At 70.6% G+C, this 13,530-nt stretch carries 10 protein-coding genes; 1 reads left to right on the top strand and 9 read right to left on the bottom strand.

Going from position 1 to position 13,530, the window contains the following annotated elements:
• Positions 1-61: 61 nt before the first annotated feature.
• From OG844_RS37745 to OG844_RS37705, 9 genes are all read right to left on the bottom strand, one after another.
• Positions 62-1,213, bottom strand: a complete 1,152-nt coding sequence (locus OG844_RS37745; RefSeq protein ID WP_406389104.1) for a pseudouridine synthase — start codon at positions 1,211-1,213, stop codon at positions 62-64.
• Complete coding sequence (scpB, locus tag OG844_RS37740; RefSeq protein ID WP_406389106.1) at positions 1,213-1,863, bottom strand: SMC-Scp complex subunit ScpB; 651 nt, start codon at positions 1,861-1,863, stop codon at positions 1,213-1,215. Before scpB ends, OG844_RS37745 begins: the two co-directional genes overlap by 1 nt.
• Positions 1,860-2,966: a segregation and condensation protein A gene (locus tag OG844_RS37735; protein ID WP_406389107.1), complete on the bottom strand. Its 1,107-nt coding sequence runs from the start codon at positions 2,964-2,966 to the stop codon at positions 1,860-1,862. Before OG844_RS37735 ends, scpB begins: the two co-directional genes overlap by 4 nt.
• 108 nt (positions 2,967-3,074) lie before the next feature.
• The gene (locus OG844_RS37730; protein WP_406396041.1) at positions 3,075-3,677 is read right to left on the bottom strand and encodes a hypothetical protein; all 603 of its coding nucleotides are present in this window, start codon (positions 3,675-3,677) and stop codon (positions 3,075-3,077) included.
• Entirely contained in the window at positions 3,674-4,792 is a 1,119-nt protein-coding gene (locus tag OG844_RS37725) for a ParA family protein (protein WP_406389108.1), read from the bottom strand. The genes OG844_RS37730 and OG844_RS37725 overlap by 4 nt, the downstream gene beginning before the upstream one ends.
• 369 nt (positions 4,793-5,161) lie before the next feature.
• Positions 5,162-6,277, bottom strand: coding sequence for an alanine dehydrogenase (gene ald / locus OG844_RS37720; protein ID WP_406396042.1), 1,116 nt, complete (start codon positions 6,275-6,277; stop codon positions 5,162-5,164).
• A 144-nt stretch (positions 6,278-6,421) separates the two neighbouring features.
• Positions 6,422-8,494, bottom strand: coding sequence for an NB-ARC domain-containing protein (locus OG844_RS37715; RefSeq protein ID WP_406389110.1), 2,073 nt, complete (start codon positions 8,492-8,494; stop codon positions 6,422-6,424).
• A 343-nt stretch (positions 8,495-8,837) separates the two neighbouring features.
• Positions 8,838-9,464 (bottom strand): NUDIX domain-containing protein, encoded by a 627-nt coding sequence (locus OG844_RS37710; RefSeq protein WP_406389112.1) that lies wholly within the window; start codon positions 9,462-9,464, stop codon positions 8,838-8,840.
• A gap of 74 nt (positions 9,465-9,538) precedes the next feature.
• Positions 9,539-11,209: a CTP synthase gene (locus OG844_RS37705; RefSeq protein WP_406389113.1), complete on the bottom strand. Its 1,671-nt coding sequence runs from the start codon at positions 11,207-11,209 to the stop codon at positions 9,539-9,541.
• A 440-nt stretch (positions 11,210-11,649) separates the two neighbouring features.
• On the opposite strand from OG844_RS37705, the gene OG844_RS37700 reads away from it, so the two are divergent.
• Entirely contained in the window at positions 11,650-13,452 is a 1,803-nt protein-coding gene (locus OG844_RS37700) for a glycoside hydrolase family 15 protein (RefSeq protein WP_406389115.1), read from the top strand.
• Positions 13,453-13,530 lie beyond the last annotated feature (78 nt).

The raw sequence follows: 13,530 nt of genomic DNA, 5'->3' as shown, positions 1-13,530 counted from the left end.
GCCGGTTCCTGTTCGAAAAACGAACCAGGAACCGGCCGCGGGCCGTTCGGTGCGGGCGCGGTTACAGACCGACCTCGCGCATCAGCATGCCGACCTCGGTGTTGGTCAGGCGGCGCAGCCAGCCGGACTTCTGGTCGCCGAGCGGGATCGGCCCGAAGGACGTACGCACGAGCCGCTCGACCGGGAAGCCGGCCTCGGCCAGCATCCGGCGGACGATGTGCTTGCGGCCCTCGTGGAGGGTCACCTCGACCAGGTAGTTCTTGCCGGTGTTCTCGACGACCCGGAAGTGGTCGGCGCGGGCGTACCCGTCCTCCAGCTGGATGCCGTCCTTGAGCCGCTTGCCGAGGTCGCGCGGGAGCGGGCCCTGGATGGCGGCCAGGTAGATCTTCTTCACCCCGTACCCGGGGTGCGTGAGGCGGTGGGCCAGCTCACCGTGGTTGGTGAGCAGGATGATGCCCTCGGTCTCGGTGTCGAGCCGGCCGACGTGGAACAGCCGCGTCTCGCGGTTGTTGACGTAGTCGCCGAGGTTCTGGCGGCCGTCCGGGTCCCCCATCGTGGAGACCACACCTGCGGGCTTGTTCAGCGCGAAGAAGAGGTGCGACTGGGTGGCGACGGTCAGGCCGTCGACCTTGATCTCGTCCTTCTGCGGGTCGACACGCTTGCCCTGCTCGAGGACGATCTCGCCGTTGACCTCGACCCTGGCCTGCTCGATGAGCTCTTCGCACGCCCGGCGCGAGCCCATGCCGGCCCGGGCGAGGATCTTCTGCAGCCGCTCGCCCTCCTGCTCGGCGCCCGGGTGCGTCTTGGGCGTCTTGACGTCGGGCTTGTCCGCGTACCTGTCACGGTTGCGCTGCTCGATCTTGGCGTCGAGCTCGCGGGGGCGGGACGGAGCACCCACGCGGCGTCCGCCCTTGGTCACGTTCTGTGCGGACTTGGGGCCGCCCTTGGCCCCGCCGCGGGCCGCCGCGCCGCGGCCCTTGCGGGCGCCGCCGTCGCCGCCCGGCTTGTCGGAGCCCACGTCGTAGCGGCGCTCCTCGGGGCGGGGCCGGCGGGGGCGCTGCTCCTGCTTGTCGTCGCGCGCGCCGTCCCGCCCGCCGTCGGCCTTCGGTCCCCCGGCCTTGGGCCGGAAGGAACCGCCCGAGCCGCCCCGGGGATTCCGGTTGCCGCCGCTCTTGCCGCTGCCGCTTCCGTTGCTGCTGCCACTGCTTCGCATCAAAATTCCGTCTTGTCGTCTGCGTGAGTTTCCGGGGTGTCCGGTGCGTCCGGATCGAACGACGGCACACCCTCTAGCGTCTCAGCCTCGATCGCGTCCGCCTCCGGGAGGAAGGGCGCGAGCTCCGGGAGCTCGTCCAGGCCTCGCAGGCCCATGCGCTCCAGAAAGTAGTTCGTCGTCCTGTACAGGATCGCACCTGTTTCGGGTTCCGCGCCCGCCTCCTCGACCAGACCCCTCTGGAGGAGGGTCCGCATGACGCCGTCGCAGTTGACTCCGCGCACCGCCGAGACCCTCGACCGGCTCACCGGCTGGCGGTAGGCGACCACCGCGAGCGTCTCCAGGGCCGCCTGGGTGAGCCGGGCGTGCTGTCCGTCAAGGACGAAGCCCTCGACCGCCTCCGCGTACTCCGGGCGGGTGTAGAAGCGCCAGCCCCCGGCGACGAGCCTCAGGTCGAAGCCGCGGCGCTGGACGGTGTACTCGTCCGCCAGCTCCCGCAGGGCGTCCGCGACGGCCCGGCGGGGCCGCTGGAGCACCTTGGCGAGGTGTTCCTCGGTGGCGGGCTCGTCGACGACCATCAGGACCGCCTCCAGGGCGGGCTTGAGGTCGAGACCGGCGACCGTACCGCCGTGTCCGTCGTCTTCTGCGCTCATTCCCGTTCGCCCTCCAGTACCTCGCGCGCCTCTTGGTCGAACTCGTCCGTCACAAGGGCTTCGGCCCCTTCCACGCCCGCCCAGCGCACGATGAGATCACCGAGTGCCTCCTCCTGGTCCAGGACGACCGCCTTCTCCCGGTAGAGCTCCAGGAGCGCCAGGAACCGGGCGACCACGGTGAGGGTGTCCGGGGCGTCCTCGGTGAGCGTCCGGAAGCTGAGCTCGCCCTCCGCGCGCAGCCGCGCCACCACGATCTCTCCCTGTTCACGGACGCTGACCAGAGGTGCGTGGATGTGGTCGACGTAGACCTGTGGCTTGGGCTTCGGCTGCATCGCCTTCACCGCGAGCCTGGCGAAGCCGTCCGGGCCGATGCTGATGACGACCTCGGGCAGCAGCGCCGCGTGGTGGGGTTCGAGCCCGACGGTACGGGGGTAGCGGCGGGATTCGGACTCCAGCCGCTCGCTGAAGATCTCGGCGATCCGCTTGTACGCCCGGTACTGCAGGAGCCGCGCGAAGAGCAGGTCCCGCGCCTCCAGGAGTGCGAGGTCCGCCTCGTCCTCCACTTCGGCGGTGGGCAGCAGCCGGGCGGCCTTCAGGTCGAGCAGGGTCGCGGCGACGACGAGGAATTCGGTGGTCTGGTCGAGATCCCAGTCCGGGCCCATGGCCCGGATGTGTCCCATGAACTCGTCGGTGACCTTGGACAGCGCGACCTCGGTCACGTCGAGCTTGTGCTTGGAGATCAGCTGGAGCAGCAGGTCGAAGGGGCCCTCGAAATTGACCAGCCGCACGGTGAACCGCTTGTCGTCGGCCGCCTCGGGCGCCGGATCCCCCTCGGGCGTCCGCGGGTCCGAGGCAGGACACGGGGCGGGATCCGGAGCCGGAGAGGGCTCCGTGTCCGCCCGGGCGGCCTGCGGCACGTCTGTGGCGCCCTCAGGGGGGCCACCGGCGCCCGGACCCTCCTCCGGGGCTCCTGGGGCCTCTCCGGCCTCCTGCGGCGCGTCCACCGGCCCCACGGGTGCGGCCGGCGGGTCCGCGGGCCGGACACCCGGTCCGCGGCCGAGAGCACGGCGGGGCGGGCGGGCGGGGTCGTCGGCAGTCGGCATTGCGGTCCAGGGGTGCGGCGGAGGGACGGACGGGCGCTGGCCCGTACACACGGGCCGGGCCGCCCGTGGGGCGGCCCGCTCCCCGGCAGGCTACCGGCGCCGCACCGGTCAGCGGCCCCGCAGCCTTCGTACGAGGATGCTCGCGTCGCCCCGCGACTCCAGGTCGGCGAGCACCACCGCGACCGCCTCGCGGACGATGCGCCCGCGGTCGACCGCCAGCCCGTGCTCACCGCGCAGCACGAGGCGTGCGTGCTCGAGGTCCATCAGTTCCTCGGCGGACACGTAGACGGTGATCTTCTCGTCGTGGCGCTCACGACCGCTGGGCCGGCGGTTCGCGCCGCGACCGCCGCCGCGACCGCGCTGCGGCTGGACGACCGGAGGAGCCTCCTGCGGTGCGTTACCGCCCGGTCTGCCCGCGGCAGACCCGGTCCCGGCCCGTTCGCCCCCGTCGGCGCGGCTGCGGGAGCCGCCCCCGTCGGAGTCCGCCGCGGAGTGCTCCTCCCGGGACGGAGCGGCGGAGGTACCGCCCGCTCCCCCGGCGGATCCGCTCTGCCCGGCCGTGTCCGCGGCTGCCGAGGTGTCGCTCTCCCCGGCCGGCGCGGGCACGCGTGCCTCACCGTTCGCCTTGCGTCGCCGTTCGGCCGGGGACGAGGCCTGAAGGCCCATGCCCCCGGTGGTGCGGAACAGCTCGTCGGCCCCCGGCAGACTCACTCGGCGTGACACCGGGCGAGCACCTCCCTGGCGAGCTGGCGATAGGCGGCGGCACCGACCGAGTTGGAGGCGTACGTGGTGATGGGCTCGCCGGCGACCGTGGTCTCCGGGAAGCGCACCGTGCGCCCGATGACGGTGTGGTAGACGTGCTCGTCGAAGGCCTCGACCACGCGCGCGAGCACCTCACGGCTGTGCACCGTACGGGAGTCGTACATCGTCGCGAGGATGCCGTCGAGCTCCAGCTCCGGGTTGAGCCGCTCCTGGACCTTCTCGATGGTCTCGGTGAGCAGCGCCACCCCGCGCAGTGCGAAGAACTCGCACTCGAGCGGGACTATCACCTTGTGAGCTGCCGTCAGGGCGTTCACGGTGAGCAGGCCGAGCGAGGGCTGACAGTCGATCACGATGTAGTCGTAGTCGGCCATCAGCGGCTTGAGGGCCCGCTGCAGCGTCGACTCCCTCGCCACCTCGCTCACCAGCTGCACTTCGGCGGCCGAGAGGTCGATGTTGCTCGGGAGCAGGTCCATGTTGGGTACGGCGGTCTTCAGCAGGACCTCGTCGGCCGCCATGCCCCGCTCCATGAGCAGGTTGTAGACCGTGAGGTCGAGCTCCATCGGGTTGACCCCGAGTCCGACCGACAGGGCACCCTGCGGGTCGAAGTCGACGAGCAGGACGCGTCGTCCGTACTCCGCGAGCGCGGCACCGAGGTTGATGGTCGACGTGGTCTTGCCGACACCGCCCTTCTGGTTGCACATCGCGATGATCTTCGCGGGGCCGTGATCGGGCAGCGGACCGGGAATCGGGAAGTACGGCAGCGGCCGGCCGGTCGGGCCGATCCGCTCGCGGCGCTGGCGAGCGGCGTCGGGCGCGAGGGTGGCCGCGTACTCCGGATCGGGCTCGTACTCGGCATCGGGGTCGTAGAAGTGCCCCTCGGGCACCTCGGCGAAGTCGGCGAAGTGGGCTGTGTCTCGGCCACTTTCGTTGCCGGCCATGGCGTTCACGTGTAGGCCGTCCATCATCTGGGGGGCTGTCGTCATGTGCTGGTGGGTGGCGAAGGTGCGGACAGCGACGGAGCCGACAGCTTCGAGCCCGATCGGGCTCAGACCCCGTGCAGGCATCCCTGGTTGACCACCCCCGGGAGTAATTGTCGACTCATTCACAAGTCGTCTTACCTCCTTGGATGTGACCAGGAAACTTATCGATAGGTCAGCGTGGCACCATGCCGACGATTGGCGACTCTATGGCGTGTCACCGGTTCGCAGCAACACAATCCGCCGGACCCGGCCCGATGTGTCGGCAATCGAACACCCCTCTGTCAAGAGTGCACGGGGAGCGGAGCGCATCATTCACGGGGGTGCAGAACGGGTAGAGGGTTACGTCTACGGCGAGTTGAGCGGGGCTCCCGATGGGCCACGGCATGAGTCCGGCCGGACCTTGCTGGGCAAGGTCCGGCCGGAATCATGAGGTTGACGAACGGCGTTGACCGCTCAGCCGAGAAGCGTGCTCAGTTCGACGTGGTCGAGGCCGTGCGCCTCGGCCACCTCACGGTAAACCACCTGTCCGTCATGGGTGTTGAGACCGCGGGCGAGGGCGGCGTCACGGCGCAGCGCGTCGACCCAGCCGCGGTTCGCGAGCTCCAGGATGTAGGGCAGCGTGGCGTTCGTGAGCGCGTAGGTGGAGGTGTTCGGCACGGCGCCCGGCATGTTCGCGACGCAGTAGAAGACCGAGTTGTGAACCATGAAGGTCGGCTCGGCGTGCGTCGTCGGATGCGAGTCCTCGAAGCAGCCGCCCTGGTCGATCGCAATGTCGACAAGGACACTTCCGGGCTTCATCTTGGCGACCAGCTCGTTGGTGACGAGCTTCGGGGCCTTCGCGCCGGGGATGAGTACGGCACCCACGACGAGGTCGGCCTCGACGACGGCCTTCTCGAGCTCGAGCGCGTTGGAGACGACCGTCCGCACCTTGGTGCCGAAGATCTTGTCGGCCTCGCGGAGCTTGTTGATGTCGCGGTCGAGCAGCGTGACGTGGAAGCCGAGACCGACGGCGATCTGCGTGGCGTTCCAGCCGGACACGCCGCCGCCGATGACGACGGCCCTGGCCGAGCCCGTACCGGGGACACCGCCGGGAAGCACACCGCGACCGCCGACCGAGCGCATCAGGTGGTACGCGCCGACCTGCGGGGCGAGGCGGCCCGCGACCTCGGACATCGGAGCGAGCAGCGGCAGCGCGCGGGTCACGGTCTCGACCGTCTCGTACGCGATCGCGGTCGTGCCCGACTCCAGGAGCGCGTCCGTGCACTCGCGGGAGGCGGCGAGGTGCAGGTACGTGAAGAGGGTCTGGCCCTTGCGGAGGCGGTGGTACTCCTCGGCGACCGGCTCCTTGACCTTGAGCAGCAGGTCGGCGGCGGCCCAGACCTCGTCGGCGGTGGGCAGGATCTGCGCCCCGGCGGCGACGTACTCCTCGTCCGGGATGGAGGAGCCCTCGCCGGCGTGCTGCTCGACGATGACCTGGTGGCCGTGACGGACGAGCTCATGCACTCCGGCGGGGGTGATCGCCACCCGGAACTCGTTGTTCTTGACTTCGCGGGGGATGCCGACCTTCACGTCGATCACGGTCCTTGGCTCGGAGGATGGCTCGGACATGACGGGAGATACCCGCATGAATCAAGCATAAATGGAGACACCGCAGGGATGCGCGGCAGAGCCATCATTAATGAAGGACTTCCCGCTGTCCAGCCTTACAAAGCATTAAGTTTCCGTCGAAGTACTACGGATTTCATAGGCTGACCCCTCCTCCGCCAGTAATCTGTCGGCTGCACCCCGGTGCAGCCTGGCCGCTGCGGGGTCACCGAGCCGGTCCAGCGTGTCGGCCAGCCTGAGCTGCAGGGCCGCCTGGAGCCGCACGTCACCCGCCCGGCGCGCCAGGTCGACCGCCTCGTGGCAGGTGTGCAGCGACTCCTGCGGCCTGCCCGCGTACTCCTGGACCCGCGCGGCCTCACTGAGCGCCCGCGCCTGCGCGGGCAGGTCACCGAGCCTGCGGTGGCCCGCGGCCGCGGCCCGCCATTTGCGCAGGGCCTCGCCGTAGCGCCCGGCGTACGTGTGGACGGCCCCGAGCCGGCCGTACAACCGCGCCTCGTCGGCCCCCTCGCCCTGGGTGAGCCGCTGCGCGAGGGCCCGGCCGTACCAGTCGGAGGCACGGTTGAAGTCGCCGAGCTCCGCGTAGGCACCGCCCACGGATTCCATGGCGCGGCCGGTCGCGTACAGGTCGTTCGCCGCGCGTCCGGCGTCCAGAGCGGCCCGGTACCGGGCCAGCGCCGCCCGGGTGCGGCCGGTGCCGGCGTCGAGGTCGGCGAGATTGAGCAGGGCCGCGGCCTTCTCCCGGGGAAGATCGCGGCGCTCGGCCACGTCCAGGACCAGACCGTGCAGCCCGTACAGGTCGGGTGCGGCGTCCTCGGTGCCCCGGTGCACGGCGAGCGCCCGGACGAGTGCGGCGACCAGGCGGCGGGCGAGGGTGTCCAGCTCCCCGTCCTCGACCGCGATCCGGGCGGAGGCCAGCAGGGCGGGCCTGCGGATCCGCAGCCACTCGGCGGCGGCCTCAGGGTTGGGGAAGCGCAGCGAGCGGGGCAGCCCGGCAAGTTTGCGGCGGGCCGGGGAACCCTCCGGATCGGTGACGGCCCGGCAGGACTGGAGCTGACGTACGGTCCGCTCCAGCATCCTGGCCCGTGCCAGCTGGATCTCGGCCGGCCGGTCCCGCTCCTCCAACAGGGCGCGCAGCAGGGGTGCGAGGCAGCCGGGGACCTCGTACTGGGGCAGGACCGCGCCGTTCGTCCGCAGGAGACCGAGCCGGACGAAATCGTCCAGGGTGGTCTGCGCGGCCGAGACGGAGCACCCTGCCAGCGCGGAGGCGGTGTGGGCGTCGGCCAGTCCGGCGGGGGCGAGCGCGAGCAGTCGCAGTATCCGGGCGGCTGCCTGCGGCAGCGACTCGTGGACCAGTCGGAAGGCACGGGCCAGCGGGCGGGCGCCGGTGGGCTGTTCGGCGTCGCCCGGCAGGTCGTGCAGCTGCTTGGTGACGTCGGCGACCGAGGCGCCCGGGCGGGCCGCGAGCCAGCCCGCGACCAGCGTCAGGGCGGCGGGCTGTCCCGCGCACTCCTCCGTCAGCGTCTCGGCGGTGCGCGGATCGACGGTGATGCGGACCTGGCCGATGGTGCGGGCGAGCAGCTGTACGGCGGAGCCGGCGTCCAGGCCCCCGATGGTGCACGGCCGGACGCCCGGAATTCCGGTGAGCGGGCCGGTTGAGGTGGCGACGACCAGGCAGTCCGGGTTGTCCGGCAGCAGCGGGTCGACCTGTTCGGCGTCCACGGCGTCGTCGAGCACGATCAGGGCGCGGCGTACGGCGAACGCCTCGCGGACCATCTCGGAGAGTTCGTCCTCGTCCGCGCCGGGCGGGGCGGCAATGGCGAGCAGGTCGAGGAGTTCGCGTGCGGTGCGCTCGACGGGGACGCGTTCGCCTCCGGGATCGGTGAGCGGGAGCCGGAACACCCCATCGGGGTAGTCGCCGGGTTCCGCGAGCCTGCGGGCGAGTTCGGCGGCGAGGGCGGTGCGTCCGGATCCGGGCCGTCCGGCGATCAGCAGGACCCTGGCGCGTGCGGCCTTCCGGCCGGCGAGGGTGTCCAGCCCCGCTCGCTCGATGTCCGCCTGAAGGGCTTTCAGCTCACGTTCACGGCCGAAGAATTGAGGTGGGGTGGGATCGGACGGCTTCTCGGCCCCCGCCGTTCCCGCCGCACCGGCCGGACCGCTGGTGTCCACCGCCTGATCGGTCACGAGCCACGCTCCACTTCACTGCACGCGGTTGCCCGCCGGAACTCCGGTCGGGGCCTTTCGAGCGTAGTTCAGTGGTGCGGACGATCACGGTCGCGCGCGGCGGACACATCCCCCGATCGGATCAGCGATTCTTACGATCGAATGCCGATCGGATGCTGATGCGGACCTCGCGATGTCCGGGCAGGCACCCGCTTGGCGGGGCAGGCTCTCGAACGGCGGGACGGCCCCCGCCGGCGGGGGCGCACCCGGAACAACGGACGCGCACCCCGACGGCGGGTCGTCATGCCCCCGTACCGACCGGTTCAGGCCCCGGACCGGCGGGTTCAACCCCTTACCGGCCGGTTCAGACCTCGAACGGCCGGGCCGGCCACGGCGCCTCGGCCGGGCGCAGCGAGTCCACCCCGTCGCCCGCGAGCACCGCGGTGAGCGAGAGGACGCCCACGACGAGGCAGTTGTTGTGCAGGTCTCCCGCGAGCACTCCCTGCACGAGCTCCTGCAGCGGCACCCGGGCCTGCTCCATGTCGGCCTCCTCCTCGGAGACCTCGAAACGCTCACCCTGCGCCTCGGAGAGGTTCCGGGCGAGGAAGATGCGTACGGCTTCGTCGCATCCGCCGGGCGTGGTGTAGACGTCGGTCAGCACCCGCCAGTCCTCGGCCTTGACGTGCGCCTCCTCGTACAGCTCCCGCTGCGCGGCGTGCAGCGGGTTCTCGCCGGGGATGTCGAGGAGCCCGGCCGGGATCTCCCACAGCTTGTGGCGCACCGGGTGCCGGTACTGCCGCAGGATCAGGACACGGCCGGCCTCGTCGAGTGCGAGGACGGCGACGGATCCGGGGTGGACCTGGTAGTCGCGGCGCGCGACGGTGCCGTCGGGCATCACCACGTCGTCGGTGCGGACGCTGGTCTTGTTACCGGTGAAGGGGGTCACCGTCGCGGTGACCTGCCACTCCTCGGGCGTGTCCTGGAAACCCATGTACGTCCTCCCACGAAAACAGAAACCGGGGCACGCATCCACGAAGGATCCGTACCCCGGTCAACCGTATCGCCTCAGGCCTTGGCGCCGGTCCCCCGCGCTGCGGCCTGGCGCTCCACGGCCGCCTTCACCAGACCGGCGAAGAGCGGGTGCGGGCGGGTCGGGCGGGAACGCAGCTCCGGGTGCGCCTGGGTGGCGACCAGGTAGGGGTGCACCTCGCGCGGGTACTCGACGTACTCGACGAGCTTGTTGTCCGGGGAGGTGCCGGAGAAGACCAGGCCGGCCTTCTTCTCGAGCTCCGTGCGGTAGGCGTTGTTGACCTCGTAGCGGTGGCGGTGGCGCTCCTCCACGTACGGCTGGCCGTCGTACGCCTCGCGGACCACGGAGCCCTCGGCGAGCTTCGCCGGGTACAGGCCGAGCCGCATGGTGCCGCCGAGGTCGCCCGCGCCCTCGACATAGGCGAGCTGCTCCTCCATCGTCGAGATGACGGGGTGGCTCGTGGCGGCGTCGAACTCGGTGGAGTTGGCGTCGGGGATTCCGGCGAGGTTGCGCGCGGCCTCGATCACGATGCACTGGAGGCCGAGGCAGAGGCCCAGCAGCGGCACCTTGTTCTCGCGGGCGTACTGGATGGCGCCGACCTTGCCGACCACACCGCGCTCGCCGAAGCCGCCGGGGATGCAGATGGCGTCGACGTCACCGAGCTGCTTCTGCGCGCCGGCCGGTGTCTTGCAGTCGTCGGAGGCGACCCACTTGACCTTGACGCGGGCCTTGTTGGCGAAGCCGCCGGCCCGGATGGCCTCGGTGACCGAGAGGTAGGCGTCGGGCAGGTCGATGTACTTGCCGACCAGGGCGACGGTGACCTCGTGGTCGGGGTTGTGGACGCGGTCCAGCAGATCGCCCCACGTGGTCCAGTCGACGTCGCGGAACGGCAGGTCGAGCTTGCGCACGACGTAGGCGTCCAGGCCCTCGGAGTGCAGCACCTTGGGGATGTCGTAGATCGACTTGGCGTCCGGACAGGCCACCACGGCGGCCTCGTCGACGTCGCACATCAGCGAGATCTTGCGCTTGATGGAGAGCGGTACGTCGCGGTCGGCGCGCAGCACGATGGCGTCCGGCTGGATACCGATGTTGCGCAGGGCCGCCACCGAGTGCTGGGTCGGCTTGGTCTTGAGCTCACCGGACGGGCCGATGTAGGGGAGCAGCGAGATGTGCACGACGAAGACGTTGTCCCGGCCGACCTCGTGACGGACCTGGCGGACGGTCTCCAGGAACGGCAGCGACTCGATGTCGCCGACCGTGCCGCCGACCTCGGTGATGACGACGTCGACGTCCGCGGTGGCCATGCGGCGGATGCGGTGCTTGATCTCGTTGGTGATGTGCGGGATGACCTGGACGGTGTCGCCGAGGTACTCGCCGCGCCGCTCCTTGGCGATGACCTGCGAGTAGACCTGGCCGGTGGTGACGTTGGCCGAGCCGTCGAGGTCGACGTCGAGGAAGCGCTCGTAGTGGCCGATGTCCAGGTCGGTCTCGGCGCCGTCGTTGGTGACGAACACCTCACCGTGCTGGAAGGGGTTCATCGTGCCGGGGTCGACGTTGAGATAGGGGTCGAGCTTCTGCATGGTGACCCGCAGGCCACGTGCCTTGAGCAGGGCACCCAGGCTGGAGGCAGTCAGACCCTTGCCGAGGGAGGAGGCGACACCCCCGGTGACGAAGATGTGCTTGGTCGTCGTGGATGTGGGCTGCATAGCCAAAGGGGGCTCCCGTGGTCGCGATCGTGAGGTGCGTACCGGCGTGCCGTCCGGAGAGTTCCGGAGGCGCCGTCGCTGCGGTTCGGGGGCCTCGTCCACTGTCGGGACGACCACCGGTCCACGGGCTACCAGGGTAACAGCGACGAGAGGAGGCTGCTTCCGGCCACGCCTCTCACACCGGAGTCACAGAAACCCCGCAGGCACTTCACGTCCCACCCGTTCGCCACGGACGGGCCGCGGAGAACTTATGGACAGCACCGCGCGGATCTTCCTGGTGCGTCGTATCCTGCTCGGACCACTCGCTGCCGAGTTGGCCGGCCAGCGGCTCCACCCCAGCCCGCTCACCCGTGCAAGAGCTCGTCGGTTCTATTACAACGACCCCTTGACCAGCAATAAGCGCCCCACGGGGCGAATTGGCCGTTCGACTGGAGACGCACGTGGCCGGGCGCATCGAGGATTACGCACTCATCGGAGACATGCAGACCGCTGCCCTGGTCTGCCGGGACGGCACAGCAGACTGGCTGTGCCTCCCCCGCTTCGACTCGCACGCCGTTTTCGCCGGGCTCCTCGGTACCGAGGAGCACGGCTTCTGGCGTCTGGGACCCGCACGCGCGGAAGGGGAACAGCCCCTCGCCGCGGACCGCCGCCGATATCGCGGGGACTCGCTCGTCCTGGAATCGGAGTGGGACACCCCGCGCGGCACGGTCCGCGTGACCGATTTCATGCCGCCGCGTGACGGCGCCCCCCAGCTCATCCGCATCGTGGAAGGTGTCAGCGGCCGGGTGCAGATGCGCTCGGAACTGCGGATGCGTTTCAGCTACGGACGCGTCACCCCCTGGGTGCACAAGGTCGACGGCCGGACGGTCGCCGTGGCGGGCCCCGACTCGGTCTGGCTGGACACGCAGGCGGAGACGTACGGCCAGAATCTGACGACGTACTCCGATTTCACCGTCGCCCCCGGCGACCGGATCGCGTTCACGATCAGCTGGCAGCCCTCGCACCACGAGCCTCCCAGCCTGCCGGACCCCGAGGGTTCCCTCGAGGCGACCGAGAACTTCTGGCGCGAATGGGTCGACCAGTGCACGTACCACGGGCCCTACCGGGAAGCCGTGGTCCGCTCCCTGATCACCCTCAAAGCCCTCACGTACGCGCCCACCGGCGGCATCGTGGCGGCTCCGACCACCTCCCTGCCCGAGGAGATCGGGGGCGTACGGAACTGGGACTACCGCTACACCTGGCTGCGGGACGCGGCGATCACGCTGTCCTCGCTGCTGCGCACCGGCTACCGCGAGGAGGCCCGCGCCTGGCGCGAGTGGCTGCTGCGGGCCGTCGCGGGCGACCCGGAGAACCTGCAGATCATGTACGGCATCGCGGGTGAGCGGGAGCTCGGCGAGGCGGAGCTGGACTGGCTGCCCGGCTACGAGAACTCCGGGCCGGTCCGGGTCGGGAACGGTGCGGCGAACCAGCTCCAGCTCGATGTGTACGGCGAGGTCACCGAGGCGCTGCACCTGGCGCACATGACGGGCCTGACCCGCAACGACTACGCGATGGGGCTCCAGCTCAAGCTGATCAGCTATCTGGAGAAGCACTGGGAGGAGCCCGACGAGGGCATCTGGGAGGTGCGCGGCCCCCGCCGGCACTTCGTGCACTCCAAGGTGATGGCCTGGGTCGCGGTCGACCGCACCATCAAGCTGATCGAGTCCGGGGACACGGACGGGCCGCTGGAGCGGTGGCTCCAGTTGCGCGAGGACATCCACCGCGATGTCTGCGAACGGGGCTACGACAAGGAACGCAACACCTTCACCCAGTCCTACGGGTCGAAGGAGCTCGACGCGTCCCTGCTGCTGATTCCGCAGATGGGCTTCCTGCCGCCCGACGACAAGCGGGTCATCGGCACGATCGAGGCGATCCAGCGGGAGTTGTCCACGGAGGACGGCTTCGTCCTGCGCTACCCCACCGCCGGTGAGAACGCGGGCGTGGACGGCCTGGAGGGCGACGAGGGCGCGTTCCTGGCCTGCTCGTTCTGGCTGGCGGACGACCTCGCGATGATCGGCCGGGTCGACGAGGCCCGCCAGCTCTTCGAGAGGCTGCTGTCCCTGCGCAACGACCTGGGGCTGCTGGCCGAGGAGTGGGACGCCAGGCTGCAACGTCAGGTGGGGAACTTCCCGCAGGCGTTCAGCCATGTGCCCCTGATCGACACGGCGCTGCGGCTGACGGCCAGCGGGGCGTACGTCGGCTGAGGGGCGCGCCCGAAGGCGTACGCGGGCGGTGTGACAGGACCGGGTGGAACGGCCGATCTCCGGGGCCGGGCCTACGAT

It is taken from the genome of Streptomyces sp. NBC_00887 (assembly GCF_045207585.1).
The sequence above is the reverse complement of the archived record's forward strand: the minus strand, read 5'-3'. Positions and strand labels throughout refer to the sequence as shown.

Bases quoted from the DNA above. Each gene is read 5' to 3' on its own strand.
- OG844_RS37745 (WP_406389104.1), bottom strand. From the start codon at position 1,213: ATGCGAAGCAGTGGCAGCAGCAACGGAAGCGGCAGCGGCAAGAGCGGC.
- scpB (WP_406389106.1), bottom strand. From the start codon at position 1,863: ATGAGCGCAGAAGACGACGGACACGGCGGTACGGTCGCCGGTCTCGAC.
- OG844_RS37705 (WP_406389113.1), bottom strand. From the start codon at position 11,209: ATGCAGCCCACATCCACGACGACCAAGCACATCTTCGTCACCGGGGGT.
- OG844_RS37725 (WP_406389108.1), bottom strand. From the start codon at position 4,792: ATGCCTGCACGGGGTCTGAGCCCGATCGGGCTCGAAGCTGTCGGCTCC.
- OG844_RS37710 (WP_406389112.1), bottom strand. From the start codon at position 9,464: ATGGGTTTCCAGGACACGCCCGAGGAGTGGCAGGTCACCGCGACGGTG.
- OG844_RS37735 (WP_406389107.1), bottom strand. From the start codon at position 2,966: ATGCCGACTGCCGACGACCCCGCCCGCCCGCCCCGCCGTGCTCTCGGC.